This window comes from Bradyrhizobium tunisiense, assembly GCF_042263385.1.
Lineage (GTDB): Bacteria > Pseudomonadota > Alphaproteobacteria > Rhizobiales > Xanthobacteraceae > Bradyrhizobium > Bradyrhizobium tunisiense.
Genome location: NZ_JBHLEV010000003.1, coordinates 980,298 through 1,000,742, shown reverse-complemented (window position 1 = coordinate 1,000,742; position 20,445 = coordinate 980,298). Strand labels below are relative to the sequence as shown.

Genomic DNA, 20,445 nt, shown 5'->3' with positions numbered 1-20,445 from the left:
AATGACGGCGCAACCCTAAAGCTAACTGGCCGCCTTGAGCAGCCGTTCCGCGGCTGCCCTTGCCTCGGCCGTGATCTCGGCGCCGGCCAGCATGCGGGCGATTTCCTCGCGGCGGTGGTCGGCGGCCAGCGCGTTGACGCGGGTGGCGACGCGCTTGCCCTTGTCGAGGGCGTCCTTGGAGATGAGCAGATGCTGGTCGGCCCGGGCGGCGACCTGCGGGGCGTGGGTCACGGCCATCACCTGCACCTTGCCGGCAAGCCGCGCCAGGCGCCCGCCGATGGCGTCGGCGACCGCACCACCCACGCCGGTGTCGATCTCGTCGAACACCAGCGTCGGCGCCGAGCCGCGGTCGGACAGCACGACCTTCAGCGCCAACAGGAAGCGCGACAGCTCGCCGCCGGAGGCGACCTTCATCATCGGTCCCGGCTTGGTGCCCGGATTGGTCTGCACCCAGAACTCGACGCGGTCGAAGCCTTGCGGCCCCGGAGCTGCCTCATCGGTCGCGACCTGGGTCATGAACTTGGCGCGTTCGAGCTTGAGCGGCGCGAGCTCGGCGTTCACCGCCTTGTTGAGCTTCTCCGCAGATTTCTGCCGCGCCAGCGACAGCTTCTTGGCGGCGGCGGCATAGCGGCTATCTGCCTCGATCGCGGCCTGCTCCAGCTTCTTCAGCTGCGAGGCGCCGGCGTCGATCAGGACGACGTCGGCGGCATATCTGGCGGCCAGCGCGGCGAGCCCGTCGACCGGGGTCGAATATTTGCGCGAGGCGGCCCGCAGTGCGAACAGGCGCTCCTCGATGCGTTCCAGCTCTGAAGGATCGAAGTCGGTCGCGGCCAGCGCGGCCTGAAGATGCTGATCCGCCTCTTCCAGCGCGTTGATCGCGGCGTCGATCGCCTTCACGGCGGGCTCGACCAGCGCCGGCGAATTGACGCCACGGCGCTCCAGCCGGCGTACCGCGGCCGACAGCGTCGAGACCGGTGAATGATGGCCGCCGACCGCCTCCTGCGCCTCGCGCAGATCGGAGGCGATCTTCTCGCCCTGCATCATGGTGGTGCGGCGCTGGGCCAGCGATGTCTCCTCGCCGTCCTTGGGCGCGAGCTGCTTCAGCTCGCCGGAGGCATGGCGGAGATAATCGGCCTCGCGCGCGGCTCGCTCCATGCCGGCGCGATGCTCCTCCAGCGCGGTGTTGGCGGTGCGGCGCGCGTCCCACAATGTTTCGACCGCGGCGACGTCCTTCTCCAGGCCGGCGAAGGCATCCAGCAGGCGGCGGTGGGTGGCGGCATCGACCAGCGCGCGTTCGTCGTGCTGGCCGTGGATCTCGACCAGGGCGGCGCCGACCGCCTTCAGCGTCTGCACGCTGATCGACTGGTCGTTGATGAAGGCGCGGGTGCGGCCGTCGGCGAGCTGCACCCGGCGGAGAATCATCTCACCGGTGTCGTCCAGCCCGTTCTCGGCGAGAATCTTGGTCGCGGGGTGATTTTTGGGGACATCGAATACGGCAGTGACCTGCCCCTGCTCCGCGCCGTGGCGCACGAGGCCGGCGTCGCCGCGGCCGCCGAGCGCCAGCGCAAAGGCATCGAGCAGGATGGATTTGCCCGCACCGGTCTCGCCGGTCAAAACCGCGAGCCCGGTGGCGAATTCGATATCGAGCCGTTCGATCAGGACGATGTCACGGATCGACAGACGCGCCAGCATGGAACCAGATTTCCTAGCCGAGACCCATCTTCTTGAAGGTCCGGCTGATCCAGGACCCCTGATTCTCGCTCGGTTCGAGACCGCCGGATTTTACAAGATTATAGGCGTCCTTGTACCAGCGACTGTCAGGAAAATTGTGCCCAAGCACGGCCGCCGCGGTCTGCGCCTCGCCGACGATGCCGATCGCCATATAAGCCTCGGTGAGCCGGAACAGCGCCTCCTCGACATGGCGGGTGGTCTGGTACTGCGTGACGACGGTCTTGTAGCGGTTGATCGCCGCCGTGTAGTCGCGCTTCTGCGCGTAGTAGCGGCCGACGTTCATTTCCTTGCCGGCGAGCTGGTCGCGCGCGCCCTCGATCTTGGCCTTGGCCGAGGTCGCATATTCCGAGCTCGGATATTTGCGCACCACCTCTTCCAGCGCGGCGATCGCCTTCTCGGTGCGGGTCTGGTCGCGGCTGATGTCCGGGATCTGGTCGTAATGGGAGGCCGCGACCAGATATTGCGCATAGGCCGCATCCGGGCTGCCGGGATGCAGCGTGACGTAGCGGGTGGCGGCGCCGATGCAGCCGTCATAGTCGCCGCTCTGGTAGGACGCATAGGCCGACATCAGCAGCGATTTACGGGCCCATTCGGAATAAGGATGCTGGCGGTCGACCTCTTCGAACTTCTTGTTCGCCGCCTTCATGTCCTTCTTCTCGTTCATGAGGTACAGGCCCTCATTGTAGATCTTGTCGGCGGGCTCCTCGACGAAGGTGTCGTCCTTGGCGGTGAACTTGTCCCAGAGAGAACCGGTGCCGCAGCCGGCCAGCGGCAGCGCGAGCATGATGAAGGTAACGGCTTGAAGCGGCCCACGGGCTCGCGACGAGACCGAGAAATATCCGCGCGTCATACGCTGTGCCGACATGAGTTTAAGCCCTGACGCCCTGTGATGCGGTGCCCGCCAGCCCATGAACCCCGTCACGGGCGCTAAACATAATCGTGGTGCCTGCCATGCGACCACGCTGATGTATCCGAAAAGCGATCTTTAACCAACCGGATAGGCAGGCATTCCGCCCGGATTAAGGCGAAGTTGCCGCAATGCTAGTCGATCATGGTTACCAGGAGTTTCCCGGGGTAAGCCGCGGCAGGATCCTGCGATGGCAAGGCCGTCAGGACACGTCCGGCCCGTAGGCCGCGGCGATCCGTCCGCCGACGATGCCGCGACCGACTTCGCCCTGGGGACGCGTGGTGCGGCGAGCCGCCTCGCCCTCGACCACCCGCCAGGCGGTACGGTCGGCGAGCAACGCGGTCAGGACGGCGTGGTTGAGCTTGTGGCCGCCACGCACCGAGCGGTAGGCGCCCAGCAGCGGCAGGCCGGCCAGCGAGAGATCGCCGATCACGTCCAGCACCTTGTGGCGGGCGCATTCATCGGCGTAGCGCAGGCCCTCGGTGTTGAGCAGCCGCTCCTCGTCGAACACGACGGTGTTGTCGAAGGAGGCGCCGAGGGCATAACCCGCGCTCCAGAGCCGCGCGACGTCGGACATCAGACCGAAGGTCCGGGCCCGGCCGACTTCGCGGCGGAAACGTTCCGGGTTGAGCTCGAAAGCGTAAGCCTGCTGGCCGATGACGGGATTGGTGAAGTCAATCTCGACCTCGACGGAGAAGCCGTTGGCGTAGGGCCTGATCTCGCCGAAGGAGTCGCCGATCTTGACCGAAATCGGCTTCAAAACCTGAATGAAGCGGCGCTGTGCCGGCTGGGTCACGATACCGGCCTGGTCGATCGCCGCAATGAAGGCCGCGGCGCTGCCGTCCATGATCGGCACTTCCGGGCCGTCGATCTCGATGGTGGCATTGTCGACACCCATGCCCCGCAGTGCAGCAAGCACGTGCTCGGCAGTAGAGACCAGCGGGCCGTTGCGATCGCCGAGGACGGTGGCGAAATCGGTCGCGATCACCTGGTCAGCGGTCGCCTGAACTTCGCGGTCACTTCCCTCGAGGCCCGTCCGGACAAAAACAAGGCCTGCGTCGACAGGCGCAGGCCCGAGCGTGAGGGTGACGGGAAGACCGGAATGAACGCCCACGCCTGCCACAGAGGCTTGCGCACGAAGCGTTGTTTGCCGGCTAAATTTCATCAGGAACCCGCCCCACTACGACCCACTGCGACTTATACTAGACCCACTTGGCCGGTCAGTGCCGACGCTGCGAATCCGTATCCCCAAGTCACGGCAAACCATAGTCACTGCCTCAAACAGCGCCAACTCACGCTTTTTTACCGATTGTTACCCCAAACCCGCCGTATTCGCGCCAAGGCTTAACCAAATTACGCCGAGGTTTGGGGCCGCCGCCGGCAGTTTTACTGAACACCCGAACACGTAATTAATGATTTAAAATCAGTTGTTTGTCTGCGCAATCCGGGCATGCACGGGACAAAAGGAAAGGTCCCGGCAAGCTTGTTGCCGGGACCTTTTTTGGTCCGCCTTATTGTAACAATCCTCAGGTCGCCTGACGCCGCAGGAAGGCCGGGATATCAAGATGGTCGTCGCCCTGTGGCGCCGGCGCAACAGGCGCGGGACGGCCATGCATGTCCAAGCCCTGCGGCGCGGGCCGACGGGCATACTCGGATACCGGCTCGCTCGACGCGATCTGCTGCGCCACGCTCTTCTGCTGGCGGCGCTCGGGCAGCGGCGGCATTGCGGGACCCGCGGTGCGGGCAGCGACCGGCGGCTCGCTTTCCTCGTCGCGACGACCGAGGCCGACATTGGCCAGGCGCTGGAGCAGCGACAGGCGGCTCTTCTGCGGCGCCTCTTCCTCGACCTCACCGCGAGCCTGGCGAAGCTCAGCCTGGGCCGGCATCGGCAGCTCGTCGATGCGGGGCATCCGCGGGGCGCGGACCGGGCGCTCGGCCTGCGGCGGGATGAAGGTCTCGGGCGTCATCGGCTCCTGCATCGCGACCGGGGCCTGCTCGGGCTCCGGAAACAGGGTCGGCTTCTGAGCGATCGGGCGCACAGTGACGTCGCCGTAGGTCTGCATCGGCGCCGGCGCCTGCGGAACCTCTGCAACGGCGGCGGCGATCGCGGCGAGTGCGGCGCGCTCGACGTTCGGACGGGGCGCCATCGGCGCGGCAGCGGCCGGAGCCTGTGCTGCGGCCGGCAGCTGCGCTTCCAGCTTCTGGGCGCGCTCGGCCATGCGCTGATTGTCGGCGCGGAGCCGCGCGGTCAGGTCGGCAAGACGGCTCTCGGCAGCCACGGCCGGCGCTGCGGGCGCCTGCGGGGCCGCGTTCGCGACGGGAGCGGAGGTCGCCTGGCTGTTGCGGGCGATCGCGGCCTGCTCGATGCCGGTGGCAACGACGGAGACGCGGATCAGGCCGTCGAGCGCTTCGTCGAAGGTCGCGCCGACGATGATGTTGGCGTCCTGGTCGACTTCCTCGCGGATGCGGGTCGCGGCTTCGTCGACCTCGAACAGAGTGAGGTCCTTGCCGCCGGTGATGGAGATGAGGAGGCCCTTGGCGCCCTTCATCGAGCTGTCGTCGATCAGCGGGTTGGCGATCGCGGCTTCAGCGGCGGTCAGCGCGCGCTTGTCGCCGGAGGCCTCGCCGGTGCCCATCATCGCCTTGCCCATCTCCTTCATCACCGCTCTCACGTCGGCGAAGTCGAGATTGATCAGGCCTTCCTTGACCATCAGGTCCGTGATGCAGGCAACGCCGGAGTAGAGCACCTGGTCGGCCATCGCGAAGGCGTCGGCGAAGGTGGTCTTCTCGTTGGCGACCCGGAACAGGTTCTGGTTCGGGATGATCAGCAGGGTATCGACCACTTTATGCAGCTCGGCGATACCGGCTTCCGCCGTGCGCATGCGGCGGGCGCCTTCGAAGTGGAACGGCTTGGTCACGACGCCGACGGTGAGGATGCCCATGTCGCGCGCGATCCTGGCGATCACGGGAGCAGCACCCGTGCCGGTGCCGCCGCCCATGCCGGCGGTGACGAACACCATGTTGGCGCCGGAGAGATGGTCGCGCAGCTCGTCGATCACCTCTTCCGCCGCGGTGGCGCCGACGTTCGGCTGCGAACCTGCGCCGAGACCCTGCGTGACCACCGTGCCCATCTGCACGATGCGCTGCGCCTTCGACATCGTCAGCGCCTGCGCATCGGTATTGGCGACCACGAAGTCGACGCCCTGAAGGCCCGCCGTGATCATGTTGTTGACGGCGTTGCCACCGGCGCCGCCGACGCCGAACACGGTGATCCGGGGCTTCAGTTCGTGAATATCAGGAACGTTGATGCTGATGGTCATGGTTGCTGCCTCTCGATCACGCGCGCGTGGGTTCGCCCCGGCCAATGGCCGCGGGAGTTGGTGAAAATCGATAATTGCGGAAAGGAGTCATCAGAAGCCCTCGCGTAGCCATCGTCCGACCTTTCCGAAATAACCGCCCGTCCCTGTCCTGACCTGCTGCCGCGTATGCCGCGGTTCGACATGTTCGAGGTGAACATATTGCGGGTAGACGAGGAGTCCGGCCGGCACCGCGAACGCGGCGTTCTTCGCCTCGTTCGGCAGCCGGCCAAAGCCGAGCGGACGTCCGACCCGCACGGGCCGGCCGAGAATCTGGGTACCGAGTTCGACGAGGCCGGTGAGCTGCGAGGCGCCGCCCGAAAGCACGACGCGGCCGTTGGGCTCTGCGGCGAAAGGCGAATCCTTCAGCTTGTCCCGAACCATTTCGAAGACTTCCTCGGCACGGTGCTTGACGATGTTGGCGATGGTGGCGCGGGATACGATCTGCGGCAGATCCTGCTCGTCACCGGCTGTCGGCACAGACATCAGCTCACGCGAGTCCGATCCGCCGGTGATGACGGTCCCGTATAACGTCTTGATTCGCTCGGCATCGGCAATGGTCGCCGAGAGTCCGCGCGCCAGATCCATCGTGATGTGTTGCCCGCCGACCGCAAAACCGGCCGCGTGCACGAAACGGCCGCCTGAATAAACGGCAATCGTGGTGGTGCCCGCGCCCATCTCGACGACGGCGGCGCCCAGATCGGCCTCATCGTCGGTCAGCACCGACAAGCCGGCCACATAAGGGCTCGCGGCCATGGCTTCGACATTGATGTGGCAGCGCTCCACCGCCAGCATCAGGTTCCGCGCCACCGTGGCGTCGCAGGTGACGACGTTCATGTCGATGCCGAACTGATGGGCGACCATGCCGCGGGGGTCGCGGATGCCCTTGACGCCGTCGAGCGTGTAGCCGACCGGCAGCGCGTGCAGCACGGTGCGGCCTTCGCCTGTGGCGTGACGCATGCCGGTGGAGGTGACGCGGCTGACATCGGCCTGGGTCACGGCGCCGCCGCGGATGTCGGCGGCGGCTTCGACCAGCTGGCCGGACAGCCTGCCGCCGGAGACCGAGAGCAGCACGGATTCGACCCGCACCTTGGCCATCTTCTCGGCAAGCCCGACGGCCTGGCGCACCGCCTGCTCGCATTCACCGAGATCGATCACCGCGCCGGCCTTCATGCCCCGCGATTGGATCTGGCTGTAACCGATCAATTCCACCGCGTGGGTGCGGCCGCGCAGCGCATCGCTCGGCGGCGACGGCTTCAGCCGCGCGATCATGCAGGCGATCTTGCTGGTGCCGATGTCGAGGCAGGCGACGAGGCCGCCGCGCTTGTGCGGCATCGGGCGCGTCTTCGGCGTCTGGGTGCGATCAAGACCGGTCATGCGGAATCCCCGGCCTTCTTTTTCTTCTTGTCCTTGAACAGATCCTCGCGCGCCTTGGCGGCGTCCTCGGACAGCTGCACCACCAACCGATCGGCCAGGCGCATGTCGACGGCGACGATGTCGCGGGAGAACAGCCGGTCCTCCTTGTCGAGCTTGGACAGCATCGCAAGCGCGTTGCCGACGTCCTGCTCGGGCAGGCGGATGTCGAGGCCGTCCTTGAGTCTCAGATTCCAGCGCCGCTCGCCGACGAAGATGGCGGCCTTCGTCACCGCGTTCACCTGCGGATAGCGCGCCAGCAGCGCGAGGAAATCACGGGCCTGGGTTTCGGCGCCCTTGCCGACCACGAGCGGCAACGACAGGAACCGGCGCGAGACGTAGGGCTCGAGCACGGCGCCGTCGTCGGCGATGACCGAGAGCCGGCCGGCCTCCTGCCACAGCGCGAACGCCTTGCGCTCGGTAAGCTCGATCATGAGCTGGCCCGGATAGAGCTTCAGCACGGTCGCATCCGCGATCCAGGGATTGGCCTTGAGCTTGTCGCGCACCGCTTCGGCGTCGAGGAACAGAAGCGAGGAGCGGCCGCTGACGCCGCCGATTGCCAGGATCTCGTCTTGGGTGAGCTGCTTGCGGCCATTGATCACCACGGAGGTGATGCGGAACCCGGCGGAATTGGCCAACGCGTTGCGGGCGTCGCTGACCGCCGTGATGAAATCCTGGAGATGGCCGCCCTTGACGATGCCGAAGCCGCAGCTTCCGATCAGCAGCAGCACGGTCATGCTGATCCCGACCCGGCGCGGCAGGTAGCGCTCGATGAGTGCGACCACGCGCGGCGGCGGCTCGCGCTCGACGACGGCCTTTGCTCTGGTCTTGATCTTGGCCGCAGCGCGCTTCTCGTCGCGCTTGTCCTGCAGCCACTCGCGCAGAAGCACGACCGCTCCGATCGCGGCCGCCTTCAGGTCGGCTTGGGGCCTCAGCGATCTGAAAAGCGACCGGGTGAGGCTTCCTGCTCCATCCATTGCACGAGCTCGTCAACAGTTTGCCCGCGACATCGCGCGGATCCTGGCGAACATGACGTCTTGGGCATGCCGGGTCGGGTGCTGGTCTTCAGCAGAAGAAAACCTCTCCCCTTCAAAGCGTTCGCTGGAGGTGACATCACCCGCGACAGCTCACGCGCCGGCAGCCAAAGCGCCATATGCGCCGCCAGCGTTAACCTTCGGACGTCCTGGTAAACAAAAGGTAAAGTTCGTTAACGTCCGGCGCATTTTGCCCCGCGATGTGAGGCATTTGTGCCGCGATGTCCGGCATTTTACCGGTTTTGGACGCCAAACCGGCCCGTTTCGCCCATTCGGCCGTTAACCAGTCCTAATTATTTCCGCACGCCCCGCCCGGCGAGCTCCACCAGGCCGCGCAGGAAGTCGACGAACTCGATCCCCTCTGCTTTCAGCGCCTTGGGGTAGAGTGAGGACTTGGTCAGCCCGGGCAGCGTGTTGGTCTCGAGATAGACCAGGCCCCTGTCCGAGACGATGAAGTCCGACCGGGAATAGCCGGTGCAGGACATCGCGCGGTGCGCCAGCATCGCCTGCGCTTTCAGCGCCGCGGTGATCTCGGGTGCGAAACGGCCGGGGCAGATCTCCTGGGTCGACGTCAGGAGGTATTTCGCGGCGTAGTCGAAACTGCCCTCGCCCGGAATGATCTCGATCGGCGGCAGCGCGATGATAGACCCGTCGGTGCGCTCCAGCACGCCGCAGGTCGCCTCGATGCCGGCGATATAGGGTTCGATCACATATTCTTCGTGCCTGGCCGCATTGCGGACGGCGACGAGATCCTGTTTGGCGTTGACGAAGATCAGGCCATAGCTCGATCCGTCGCGCGCCGGCTTTGCGATCAGCCTCCCGTATTCGGCGAAAGCTTCGTCGATGTTGTCGAGCGCAACGCTCAGCGGCGGCGTCACGCCGCCGAGGGCGGCGAAGTGCTTGGCCGCGATCTTGTCGAAGGCGAGATGCGAGGAGGCCGAGCCCGATCCGGTGAAGGGGACGCCGCGCGCCTCGCACATCACCTGCAATTCGCCGTTCTCCGCGCGTCCGCCATGCAGGCCGAGCACCAGCACGCGATCCTCAGCCTTGGCCTGGTCGAGTGCCTGCGGCAACGGAATGCCCGATGTCCCGGGCTTGAACTCGTCCTCGAACGGACGGGCATGTTCGAGCAGCTGCTTCGACTGCACGACATGCACCTTGTCCTCGACGTCCCACCACCAGAGATCGGCCTCGGGAAGTGCCTGATGCAGCGCCTGGGCCGAGGCGACCGAGACGAGACGCTCTCTGTTGGAGCCGCCGAAGAGGATGGTGATGCGCATGGTCATAGTCTCTCTCGTTCCGTCATTCCGGGCCGCGACGAAGTCGCGAACCCGGAATCCATTTCCCCACCGTCTCTGAAGCCAAATGGATTCCGGGTTCTCGCTTCGCCCCGGAATGACACTTAGGCGAGAACTCCGATCCGCTTGATCTCCCAGTGAAGCTCAATTCCGGAATTTTCCTTCACGCGTTCGCGCACGGTCTCACCCAGCGTCTCGATATCGTGCGCGGTGGCATCGCCCGTGTTGATCAGGAAATTGCAGTGCATCTCGGAAACCTGAGCGCCACCGACACGCAAACCGCGGCAGCCTGCGGCGTCGACCAGCTTCCAGGCGGAATGGCCGGGCGGATTCTTGAAGGTCGAGCCGCCGGTCTTCTCGCGGATCGGTTGCGCGGTCTCGCGATGGCTCTGCACTTCCGCCATGCGCGCGCGGATTGCTTCCGTATCCCTGATCTCGCCGCGAAAGCGCGCGGAGGTGAAGATGATGGAGGGATCGACGCCGCTGTTGCGATAGACGAACTTCATGTCGGCGTTGGAGAACACGTGCTTGCTGCCGTCGCGCCCAACCCCTCGCGCCTCGATCAGCACGTCCTTGGTCTCGCCACCATTGGCGCCCGCATTCATGCGCAGCGCGCCGCCGATCGTGCCGGGAATGCCGTAGTAGAATTCAAGCCCGCCGATATTGGCCGACGCGGCGACCTCCGCCACGCGCTTGTCGAGCGCGGCAGCACCTGCGGTGACGACATCGCCGCTCGCGCTCGCTTCGCCGAAGGCGCGGGGCGCCAGCCGGCTCACGACGCCCGCAATGCCGCCGTCGCGCACGATCAGGTTGGAGCCGACGCCGACGACATGGACGGGGATGTCGCTGGCGAGACGCGCGAGGAAGTAAGCGAGATCGTCCTCGTCCGCCGGCGTGAACAGCACCTGCGCCGGACCACCGACGCGAAACCAGGTGAGCTCGGCGAGCGACTGATTGGCGAGCAGCCGGCCGCGGAGTTGCGGCATCGCAGCTTTGAGGTCGGGGGTGATGTCGGGGAAGGTCACCACCCTACCCCAGCGCCTTCAACTGATCCGGCAGGGCGTACGCCCATTGCGTGATGTTGCCGGCGCCAAGGCACACGACGAGATCGCCGGATTTCGCCAGCCCCTTGACGATGCCCGCGAGCTCCGATGCGCCAGGCAGCGGGATCACCTCGCGATGCCCGTGCGCGCGCAGGCCTTCGACGAAATGGTCGCGGTCGATGCCGTCGATGGGCGCTTCGCCGGCGGCATAGACGTCAGCGACCACAACCGCATCCGCATCGTTGAAACAGGTGCAGAATTCCTCGAACAGCGATTGCAGGCGGGTGAAACGATGCGGCTGCACCACGGCGATGACCTTGCCGTCGTAGGAATCGCGCGCCGCTTTGAGCACCGCCGCGATCTCCACGGGGTGATGGCCGTAATCGTCGATGACGCTGATACCGTTCCATTCACCGGTCTTGGTGAAGCGACGCTTGACCCCGCCGAAGCTGGCCAGCGCCTTGCGGATGGCTTCGTCCGAGACACCGAGCTCATGCGCGACCGCAATTGCCGCCGTCGCATTCGAGGCGTTATGCCGGCCCGGCATCGGCAGCGTGAGGTCGGCGATCTCGTGCACGGCCCCGCTCTTGCGATCGCGGATCACGACCTTGAATTTCGAGCCGCCGCCGCCCGCGGTGAGATCGACCAGCCTCGCATCGGCCTGCGGATTCTCGCCGTAGGTGATGATGCGGCGGTCCTCGATCTTCCCGACGAGGCTCTGCACCACTGGATGATCGATGCACATCACGGCAAAGCCGTAGAACGGCAGGTTCTCTACGAAATGACGGAAGGCGTCCTGCACGGCCTCGAAGGTCTTGAAATGATCGAGATGTTCAGGGTCCACGTTGGTGACGATCGCAACATCCGTCGGCAGCTTCAGGAACGTGCCGTCGCTTTCGTCGGCTTCGACCACCATCCAGTCGCCGGCCCCTAAGCGCGCATTGGAGCCGTAGGCGTTGATGATTCCGCCGTTGATGACGGTGGGATCGAGCTCGCCTGCGTCGAGCAGCGTTGCGACCATCGTGGTCGTCGTGGTCTTGCCATGGGTGCCGGCGATGGCGACGCAGCTCTTCAGCCGCATCAGTTCGGCGAGCATCTCGGCGCGGCGCACCACGGGAATGCGCCGCTCGCGCGCCGCCATCAGCTCCGGATTGTCGCGCTTGATCGCGGTGGAGACCACGACGACCTCGGCACCGTCGACATTCTCGGCCTTGTGGCCGACCGAGACTTTCGCGCCCTTCTTGCGCAGACGGTCGAGATTGTAATTGTCGGACGCATCCGAGCCCTGCACGGCATAGCCGAGATTGACCAGCACCTCGGCGATCCCGCTCATGCCGATCCCGCCGATCCCGACGAAGTGGATGGGTCCGATCTCGCGCGGCAGTCTCATGCTCTGTTCCCCGACCTCGCCGCCTTGCACAGGCGGTATCTGGCGAAGGTCACGGCCAAATCAGCCGCGTGCCTTGTTACTGGATGCCCCGCTTTAGAAGGCGAAGACAAGGGCTTTTTCGCGTCAGATTCCCGCGACCTTGACCACCAGATCGGCCAGCCGCTCGGCGGCATCGAGCCGCCCCGCCCCCTTCGCAGCTTCGGCCATGGCGGCGAGGCGCGCGGGCTCGGCGGCGAAAGCGGAGATCTCGGACGCCAGCCGGTCGGAGCTGAACTCGGTCTGCGGGATACGAATCGCGCCGTCGACCTCGACCAGCACGCCGGCATTGGCGAACTGATCCTGGTCGATCGAGCCCGGCAGCGGCACCAGGATCGAGGGCCGGCCGATCGCGGCGAGCTCGGCGACCGTGCCGGCGCCGGAGCGCGACACGATCAGGTGGTTGGAAGCAAGCCGCGCCGGGAGATCGGTGAAGAACGGCGCGAGCTCCACCTTGATCTTGAGCTTGTCGTAGATCGCGCGGACGCGGCTCATGTCCTCGTCGCGCACCTGCTGGGTCAGGACGAGCCGGCTCCACAGCGCGGGCTCGAGGCGCTCGATCGCGCCCGGCACGATGTCGGCCATGATGCGCGCGCCCTGGCTGCCGCCGACCACGAGTAGCCGCAGCGGTCCGTTCACCTCGGGCGCGGTATATGGCACGGCGGCGGCTGCGAGAACCGCGGGCCGCATCGGCGTGCCGACCGTCGTGGTCTTGCCTGACAGCGCCGGATCGCGGTCGAGCACGCCGGGCAGGGACGTCGCGATGGCGCGCACGCGGCCCGACAGGAACCGGTTGGCACGGCCGAGCACCGCGTTGGCGTCGTGGATGATGCCGGGCACGCCGGCGAATTTCGCAGCGACCAGCGGCGGCAGCGTCGGATAACCGCCGAAGCCGACGACGGCGACCGGCTTCAATCGCTTGATCAGCGCGTAGGCCGCGAGCGTGCCGGCGGCGAGCGTGAGGCCGGCATAGGCGAGCTGAAACGGATTGCGGCCGCGGGCGGTCTCGCTTCTGACGACGTCGATCATGTCCTTGCTGAACAGCCCGCTATAGCGCAGCGCGCGCTCGTCAGTGACGAGGCGGACGCGATAGCCGCGCCGGATCAGCTCGACACCGAGCGCCTCGGCCGGAAACAGATGGCCGCCGGTACCGCCCGCGGCGAGAAGAATCAGAGGAGAATTGTCCATGGTAGAGGCGTTTTACAGCCTATCCTCCGTCATTGCGAGCGCAGCGAAGCAATCCAGACTGCCTCCGCGGAGGCAACCTGGATTGCTTCGTCGCAAGCGCTCCTCGCAATGACGACTTACGCGTAACTGCGCATCGCCTCGGCGTGGCCGCTCGCCTCGACCTCGGTGCGCGGGCGCAGCCGCGTCAGCGCCAGCATCATGCCGACACCATAGGCGAGCGAGATGATCGAGGAGCCACCATAGGAGATGAAGGGCAGCGTCATGCCCTTGGCGGGGATAAGCTGCAGGTTCACCGACATGTTGATCGCCGCCTGCACGCCGAACAGGATTGCAAGGCCCGAGGCGGCAAAGCGCGAGAACATGTCCTCATTGGCATAGGCGCGCGACAGCGTGCGGATGACGACGAAGGCGAACAGCGTCAGCATGGCGAGGCACAGGATGATGCCGAACTCCTCGGCGGCAACGGCGAACACGAAGTCGGTATGGCTGTCCGGCAGGCTGCGCTTGGCGATGCCCTCGCCCGGCCCGAGGCCGAACCAGCCGCCGTTGTAGAAGGCCTCCATGGCGGTATCGACCTGGAAGGTGTCGCCGGAGGCCGGGTTCATGAAGCGCTTGATGCGGCCCGCGACGTGCGGAACGAACAGATAAGCGCTGAACAGGCCGGCCGCGCCGAGACCCGCAAGGCCGAACACCCAGATCATGCGCATGCCCGCGATGAAGAACAGCGAGCCCCACACCATCAGGATCAGCATGGTCTGGCCGAAATCCGGCTCCATCACCAGCAGCGCGACCAGCATCAGGAGCAGCACCAGCGCGATCGAGGTCGCAGGCATCTCCGGCCGCTTGGTCGATTCCGCGAACAGCCAGGCGGCGATGACGACGAAGGAGGGTTTTGCAATTTCGGAGGCCTGGATGTTGATGCCGAGCAGCGTGATCCAGCGCCGCGAGCCCTTCACCTCCGGGCCGAAGGCAAGCGTGAGCACAATCAGCACGATGCTGGCCGCGAAGATGATCAGGGCCGAACGGCGGATCGCACGCGGCGACAGGAAGGAGACACCGAGCAGCACGATGCAGGACGGCAACAGGAACAGCACGTGGCGGCCGAAGAAATGGAAGGGATCGAGCCCGATGCGGGTCGCAACCGGCGGGCTCGCCGCCAGCGACAGGATCACCCCGGTCAGCATCAGCGCCAGGATGGCGCCCATCAGCGGCTTGTCGACGGTCCACCACCACTCGGAAAAGGGGGTGCGTTCTTCACGGGAGAGCATGGGCGGCCGCTTTCGGACAGAGGTCGCCCCATTGGTCGCCGAGGTTGGTTACCGGGGGGTTAAGGAAACGGGGATGTTTCGAGATGATCCCCGCTGCCGCGCTAAATACGGTGTCATGCCCCGGCTTGACCGGGGCATCCAGTACACCGCGGCCGCTCGGCTCAAGCACCGTCTCTGGAATACTGGGTCGCCCGGTCAAGCCGGGCGACGACAGCGGAGGTTGTGAAGATGCGTGCCCTCACACCACCGGCTTCACGCCCGGCAGCGCCTGCACCAGATCGCGGAACTTGGTGCCGCGGATTTCGAAATTACGATATTGGTCGAAGGAGGCGCAGGCGGGTGACAGCAGCACGACCGCATCTTGCAGGCCCGAGGCTTCCGCATCGCGCGCGGCGTGCTCGACCGCGACGTCCAGCGTCTGGCTGATCTCGTGCGGGACTGTGCCCAGCGTTCCCGAAAACTCCTGCGCGGCCTCGCCGATCAGATACGCTTTTCGGATGCGCGGGAAGTAGCCGGTGAGGCCAGTGATGCCGCCCGCCTTGGGCTTGCCGCCGGCGATCCAGAAAATATCCGAGAAGGATGACAGCGCATGCGCGGTGGCGTCCGCGTTGGTGCCCTTGGAATCGTTAACGAACAGCACGTTGCCGCGGCGGCCGACCTGTTCCATGCGGTGCGCAAGGCCCGGAAAGCTGCGCAGGCCGTTCTGCAGCACCTCTAAGCTGACGCCCATCGCGAGCGTCGCGGCGGCGGCGCAGGCGGCGTTCTGCGCGTTGTGCTGGCCGCGCAGCGAGCCGATGCCGCCGAGCGCGGCGATCTCGCTGCGGGCGCCGCCCGCCGTGCGCACGATGGTGCCGTGCTCGACATGGATGCCTGAAGCCAGCGGATTCTTGACCGAGATGCGCACCACGTTCTTGCCGGCGCGGTCGAGCCGGTCGGCGATGTCGCGGCAAAAGCCGTCATCGACGCCGACGACCGCAGTGCCGCCACCTTGCACGCCGGCGACGAGGCGCTCCTTCACCGCGGCGTAATGCGCGATGGTGCCGTGACGGTCGATATGGTCCTCGCTGACATTGAGCAGGATGCCGACGGAGGGATCGAGCGAAGGCGTCAGGTCGATCTGGTAGGACGACATCTCGATGACGTGGACGCGGCCCATGCGCGGCGGCTCCAGCGACAGGATCGCGGTGCCGATATTGCCGCCCATCTGGGTGTCGTAACCGGCAACTTTCGTCAAATGCGCGATCAGCGCCGTCGTCGTCGACTTGCCGTTGGTGCCGGTGATGGCGACGAACGGCGCATCCGGCGCATGCCGCCGCCGCTCGCGGCAGAACAGCTCGATGTCGCCGATGACCTCGACGCCCGCCTCGCGCGCCTTCAGCACGCTCCAGTGCGGCACGGGATGGGTCAGCGGCACGCCCGGCGCGAGCACGAGGGCCGCGAAATTGGCCCAGGAGACATTGCGCAGATCCGCAGTGATGAAACCGGCCTGCGCCGCCTTGGCGACGTTCTCGGCATTGTCGTCGGCCGCGATCACCTCGGCGCCGCCGGCTTTGAGCGCCTGGCAGGAGGCGAGCCCCGAACCGCCGAGGCCGAACACCGCGACGGTTCTGCCGGCAAAGGACGTGACGGGGATCATCGAGCGATCACCGCAGCTTCAGTGTCGACAGGCCGGCGAGCGCCAACATCACCGAGATGATCCAGAAGCGGATCACGATCTGCGGCTCGGTCCAGCCGAGCTGCTCGAAATGGTGATGGATCGGCGCCATCCGGAAGATGCGCTTGCCCGTGAGCTTGAACGACACCACCTGGACGATGACGGAGACCGCCTCCAGCACGAACAGGCCGCCGATTACCGCGAGCACGATCTCGTGCTTCACCGCGACCGCAATGGCGCCCAGCATGCCGCCGAGGGCGAGCGAGCCGGTGTCGCCCATGAAGATCGAGGCCGGCGGTGCGTTGAACCAGAGGAAGCCGAGGCCGGCGCCCAAGAGCGCGCCGCAGAGCACCGCGAGCTCGCCGGTGCCGGCGACATATTTGATCTGGAGATAATCGGCGAACACCGCGTTGCCGGCGAGATAGGCGATCATCGCAAAGCTCGCGGTTGCGATCATCACGGGAACGATGGCAAGGCCGTCGAGACCGTCGGTGAGGTTCACCGCATTGCCGGCACCGACGATGACGAAGGCGCCGAACACGACGAAGAACCAGCCGAAATGCAGCACCGTGTCCTTGAGGAATGGAATCGTCAGCGCGGTCGAGGCGGGATCGCGGTTCAGCCGCACCAGGGCGTAGCACGCCACCAGCGCGATCGCCGCTTCGATCAGCAGGCGAAGCTTGCTGCCGAACCCGGTCGTGGTCTGCTTGGTCACCTTGAGGTAATCGTCATAGAAGCCGACGAAGCCGAAGCCGAGCGTCACCGCCAGCACGATCCAGACATAGGGGTTGAGTGGATTGGCCCACAGCACGGTGCCGACGGTGAGGCCGGACAGGATCATCAGCCCGCCCATGGTGGGCGTGCCCTTCTTGGCGAGATGCGATTGCGGACCGTCGGTCCGGATCGGCTGGCCCTTGCCCTGGCGGATGCGCAGATGATCGATGATCCAGGGTCCGAACAGGAACACGAACAGCGCGCCGGTGACGACGGCGCCGCCGGTGCGGAAGGTGATGTAGCGGAAGACGTTCAGGAAGGTGCGAACGGCACCGAAGCCCGGAAAAGTGTTGGAGAGCTCGATCAGCCAGTAAAACATTCAGTCGGTCCTATGGCGCCTATGCACGCGGTTTTGGCCTTGATCTTGGCAGTGACCTTGGCCTCAACGCGTCTCACGCGCATTCGCTGGTCTTCATCACGGGTCGGGCGACCTCTGGGGAAACCGGACGGCCTCGCGCCGCAAAGGGTTGAGATTCGGAAACAGCGCCTTCCAAGCAGTTTACGCCTTTGCCTGCAAGGCGGCCACCAGGCCGGGCACAAACTTGTTGACCCAGAACATCTTCTTGCTGCCCTTGACAACCACGACATCGCCCGCCTTCAGCAGATTTGCGACCTCGCCCGGCTTCAGCGTGGCGGGATCGTCGTGCCAGCCGAGGCCCTTGCCTGATGGCAGCACCTCGTAGAGGTGACGCATCAGGGGGCCGACGCAGTAGACGGCGTCAATACCGTCGAGATGCTTGGCGAGGGCGGTGTGATAATCGGGCGCATCGTCGCCCAGCTCCAGCATGTCGCCGAGCACCGCAACGCGGCGGCCGCCGGTCACGTTGCGCGCCTGCAGGCTTTGCAGCGCGGCAGTAACGCTGGCCGGATTGCCGTTGAAACTGTCGTCGATCACCGTGATACCGCCGACCGCCTGCTCGACGCCTCGGCCGGTCATGATGCCGACCCGGTCGAGCTTGATCGCGAGCGTCGCCGCGTCGAGATTGGCCGCACGGGCCGCGGCGAGCGCGGCCAGCGCATTCTGCACGCGGTGCGGCGCGCCCGGCGTCAGGCTGAAGGCGATCTCCTTCTTGCCGATCATGGCCACGACCTGCCAGCTCTCGCCATGCGGCGCATGCGCGACCTCATGCACCTCGGCATGCTCGCCGAAGCGCACCACCTTGCCCTTCCATTCCGACGCCTTGAGCCCCGCGGGCAGCACCAGCACCCCGTCCTCGGGCAGGCCAAGCGCGATCGACACCTTCTCGCGCCTGATCGCGTCGAGCGAGCCGAGCTTTTCCAGATGCACCGGCTGGACGTTGACGACCAGCGCCACCGTCGGCCGCGTCAGCTCGCTGAGCCGCGCGATCTCGCCTTTCTGGTTCATGCCCATCTCGACGACCCAGAGGCTGGCGTCGGGCCTGGCGTTGCACAGCGTCAGCGGCACACCCCAGAAATTGTTGAAGCTCGACGGGCTCGCATAGGCGTTCGGATAAGCCGCCAGAAATTCCTTGGTGCTGGTCTTGCCGGCGCTGCCGGTGAGCCCGATCACCGGCCCCTTGAAACGCGCGCGTGCGGTGCGCGCGAGGCTCCAGAGGCCGTCGATCAGCGTGTCCTTCACCACGATCTGGGGAATGCGGCTGCCCGCGATCTCGTGCGGTACGATCATCGCGACCGCGCCGGAAGCTTCCGCCTTGTCCGCGAACTCCCAGCCGTCGCGCGCGCTGGCAAAGGCCGAGACGAAGCCGCCGCTCGGCGTGCCGCTCAGCGCGACGAACAGGCTGCCCGGTTTCACCAGGCGGCTGTCCTGGGTGACGAAGTCGATCGGCGTGTTCGGGAACGATCCGGCAACGCCCAGCGCACGCGCCACCTCGGCAACCGTCCATATCGGCGCGCTCATGCAACCCTCGACGCTAATGCGGCGGCGACCGCCTCGTGATCACTGAAGGGCAGCACTTGGCCGCCGACGATCTGCCCGGTCTCATGTCCCTTGCCGGCGATGAGCAGTGCATCGCCCTCCTGCAAGTTCTCGATCGCCGCGCGGATCGCGACGGCACGGTCGCCGATTTCGCGGGCGCCCTTCGCCGTGGCGAGGATCGCCGCACGGATCGCTTCCGGTTTCTCGCTGCGCGGATTGTCGTCCGTGACGATGACGTCGTCGGCGTTCTCCGCCGCGATCTCGCCCATGATCGGCCGCTTGCCGGCATCGCGATCGCCGCCGGCGCCGAACACGACGACCAGCCGACGCTTGGCATAGGGACGCAGCGCCTGCAGCGCCTTCGCCAGCGCGTCGGGCTTGTGCGCGTAGTCGACGAAGATCGGCGCGCCATTGCGCTCGCCGACGCGTTCGAGCCGGCCTTTGGCGCCCTCGAGGTGCTCCAGGCTCGCGAACACATCGGCCGCATCGCTGCCGGTGCCGATCGCAAGCCCCGCGGACACCAGCGCGTTCTCGATCTGGAATTCGCCGACCAGCGGCAGCCGGATCGCATAGCCCTTGCCCCGATGTGCGACCGTAAGCCTTTGCGAGAAACCTTCGACCACGGCTTCGGTGAGACGGATGCCCTCGCCTGCCCCGTCGCCGTTGCGACCGACCGCCATCACGCGCAGGCCTCGCGCGTTCGCTGCGTCGATGACTTCCGCCGAGCAGTCATGATCGGCCGAGATCACCGCCGCGCCGTCAGGGGCGACCAGTTCGCGGAACAGCCTGAGCTTCGCGGCAAGATAATGCGCGACTGTCGGATGATAATCCATGTGGTCGCGGGAGAGATTGGTGAAGCCGGCGGCAGAAACGCGCACACCGTCGAGCCGGTATTGGTCGAGCCCGTGCGAGGACGCTTCGAAGGCGAGATGCGTGACGCCCTCGCGCGCGATCTCGTCGATCTGCCGGTGCAGCGCGATCGGGTCCGGCGTGGTCAGCGAGCCATAAACCGTGCGCCTTGACGAGACGAGGCCGATGGTGCCGATGCTGGCGGAGACGTGTCCCAGCCGCTCCCAGATCTGGCGGGTGAAGGCTGCGACCGAGGTCTTGCCGCTGGTGCCGGTCACGGCGGCGATGGTCGCGGGTTGGGCGGGAAAAAACCTGGCCGCGGCCCGCGCCAGCGCGCGGCGCGGATTGGCCACTGTGACGAACGGCACTTTGCTGCCGTCAGGCGCATGGTCGCCGACGACGGCCACCGCGCCTGCGGCGATCGCGGCATCGATGAAGCGCGCGCCGTCGGTCTTGCTGCCCGCGAGCGCGAAGAAGAGGTCGCCCGGCTTGACCACGCGGCTGTCGAGCGCAAGGCCGCTCACATCGAGCGCCGCGACAGCAGGCTCGATCGCGGCGTCATTGCCTAGCAGGTCGGAGAGCTTCATGGTCTTCCAGTCGACATGCC

At 66.2% G+C, this 20,445-nt stretch carries 15 protein-coding genes; all 15 read right to left on the bottom strand.

Annotated elements, in window-relative coordinates:
* Positions 1 to 21: 21 nt before the first annotated feature.
* Positions 22 to 1,692, bottom strand: a complete 1,671-nt coding sequence (gene recN / locus ACFDR6_RS18090) for a DNA repair protein RecN (protein ID WP_212080618.1) — start codon at positions 1,690 to 1,692, stop codon at positions 22 to 24.
* 13 nt (positions 1,693 to 1,705) lie between these two features.
* Entirely contained in the window at positions 1,706 to 2,596 is an 891-nt protein-coding gene (locus ACFDR6_RS18085) for an outer membrane protein assembly factor BamD (protein ID WP_212080617.1), read from the bottom strand.
* A gap of 244 nt (positions 2,597 to 2,840) precedes the next feature.
* On the bottom strand, positions 2,841 to 3,803 hold the full coding sequence (gene lpxC, locus ACFDR6_RS18080) for a UDP-3-O-acyl-N-acetylglucosamine deacetylase (protein WP_212080616.1): 963 nt from the start codon (positions 3,801 to 3,803) through the stop codon (positions 2,841 to 2,843).
* Between the two features lie 361 nt (positions 3,804 to 4,164).
* The gene (ftsZ, locus tag ACFDR6_RS18075; RefSeq protein WP_212080615.1) at positions 4,165 to 5,958 is read right to left on the bottom strand and encodes a cell division protein FtsZ; all 1,794 of its coding nucleotides are present in this window, start codon (positions 5,956 to 5,958) and stop codon (positions 4,165 to 4,167) included.
* A gap of 90 nt (positions 5,959 to 6,048) precedes the next feature.
* Positions 6,049 to 7,371, bottom strand: a complete 1,323-nt coding sequence (gene ftsA, locus ACFDR6_RS18070) for a cell division protein FtsA (protein ID WP_317242536.1) — start codon at positions 7,369 to 7,371, stop codon at positions 6,049 to 6,051.
* Positions 7,368 to 8,384, bottom strand: coding sequence for a cell division protein FtsQ/DivIB (locus ACFDR6_RS18065; RefSeq protein ID WP_375859042.1), 1,017 nt, complete (start codon positions 8,382 to 8,384; stop codon positions 7,368 to 7,370). Before ACFDR6_RS18065 ends, ftsA begins: the two co-directional genes overlap by 4 nt.
* Before the next feature lie 350 nt (positions 8,385 to 8,734).
* A complete protein-coding gene (locus tag ACFDR6_RS18060) occupies positions 8,735 to 9,721 on the bottom strand; it encodes a D-alanine--D-alanine ligase family protein (protein ID WP_375859131.1) in 987 nt (328 codons plus the stop codon).
* A gap of 122 nt (positions 9,722 to 9,843) precedes the next feature.
* Positions 9,844 to 10,764 carry a UDP-N-acetylmuramate dehydrogenase gene (murB, locus tag ACFDR6_RS18055; RefSeq protein WP_375859041.1) on the bottom strand — a complete coding sequence of 307 codons (921 nt, stop codon included), beginning with the start codon at positions 10,762 to 10,764 and terminating at the stop codon, positions 9,844 to 9,846.
* 4 nt (positions 10,765 to 10,768) lie between these two features.
* Positions 10,769 to 12,172 (bottom strand): UDP-N-acetylmuramate--L-alanine ligase, encoded by a 1,404-nt coding sequence (murC, locus tag ACFDR6_RS18050; RefSeq protein ID WP_375859040.1) that lies wholly within the window; start codon positions 12,170 to 12,172, stop codon positions 10,769 to 10,771.
* Positions 12,173 to 12,295: 123 nt separating this feature from the next.
* Positions 12,296 to 13,396 (bottom strand): undecaprenyldiphospho-muramoylpentapeptide beta-N-acetylglucosaminyltransferase, encoded by a 1,101-nt coding sequence (gene murG, locus ACFDR6_RS18045; RefSeq protein WP_317242533.1) that lies wholly within the window; start codon positions 13,394 to 13,396, stop codon positions 12,296 to 12,298.
* A gap of 116 nt (positions 13,397 to 13,512) precedes the next feature.
* Positions 13,513 to 14,664: a putative lipid II flippase FtsW gene (ftsW, locus tag ACFDR6_RS18040; RefSeq protein WP_317242532.1), complete on the bottom strand. Its 1,152-nt coding sequence runs from the start codon at positions 14,662 to 14,664 to the stop codon at positions 13,513 to 13,515.
* Positions 14,665 to 14,902: 238 nt separating this feature from the next.
* Positions 14,903 to 16,300: a UDP-N-acetylmuramoyl-L-alanine--D-glutamate ligase gene (gene murD, locus ACFDR6_RS18035; RefSeq protein ID WP_375859039.1), complete on the bottom strand. Its 1,398-nt coding sequence runs from the start codon at positions 16,298 to 16,300 to the stop codon at positions 14,903 to 14,905.
* A gap of 7 nt (positions 16,301 to 16,307) precedes the next feature.
* Positions 16,308 to 17,411, bottom strand: coding sequence for a phospho-N-acetylmuramoyl-pentapeptide-transferase (mraY, locus tag ACFDR6_RS18030; protein WP_014492955.1), 1,104 nt, complete (start codon positions 17,409 to 17,411; stop codon positions 16,308 to 16,310).
* A 180-nt stretch (positions 17,412 to 17,591) separates the two neighbouring features.
* Positions 17,592 to 18,971 carry a UDP-N-acetylmuramoyl-tripeptide--D-alanyl-D-alanine ligase gene (locus ACFDR6_RS18025; protein ID WP_375859038.1) on the bottom strand — a complete coding sequence of 460 codons (1,380 nt, stop codon included), beginning with the start codon at positions 18,969 to 18,971 and terminating at the stop codon, positions 17,592 to 17,594.
* The gene (locus tag ACFDR6_RS18020; RefSeq protein ID WP_375859037.1) at positions 18,968 to 20,425 is read right to left on the bottom strand and encodes a UDP-N-acetylmuramoyl-L-alanyl-D-glutamate--2,6-diaminopimelate ligase; all 1,458 of its coding nucleotides are present in this window, start codon (positions 20,423 to 20,425) and stop codon (positions 18,968 to 18,970) included. Before ACFDR6_RS18020 ends, ACFDR6_RS18025 begins: the two co-directional genes overlap by 4 nt.
* Positions 20,426 to 20,445 lie beyond the last annotated feature (20 nt).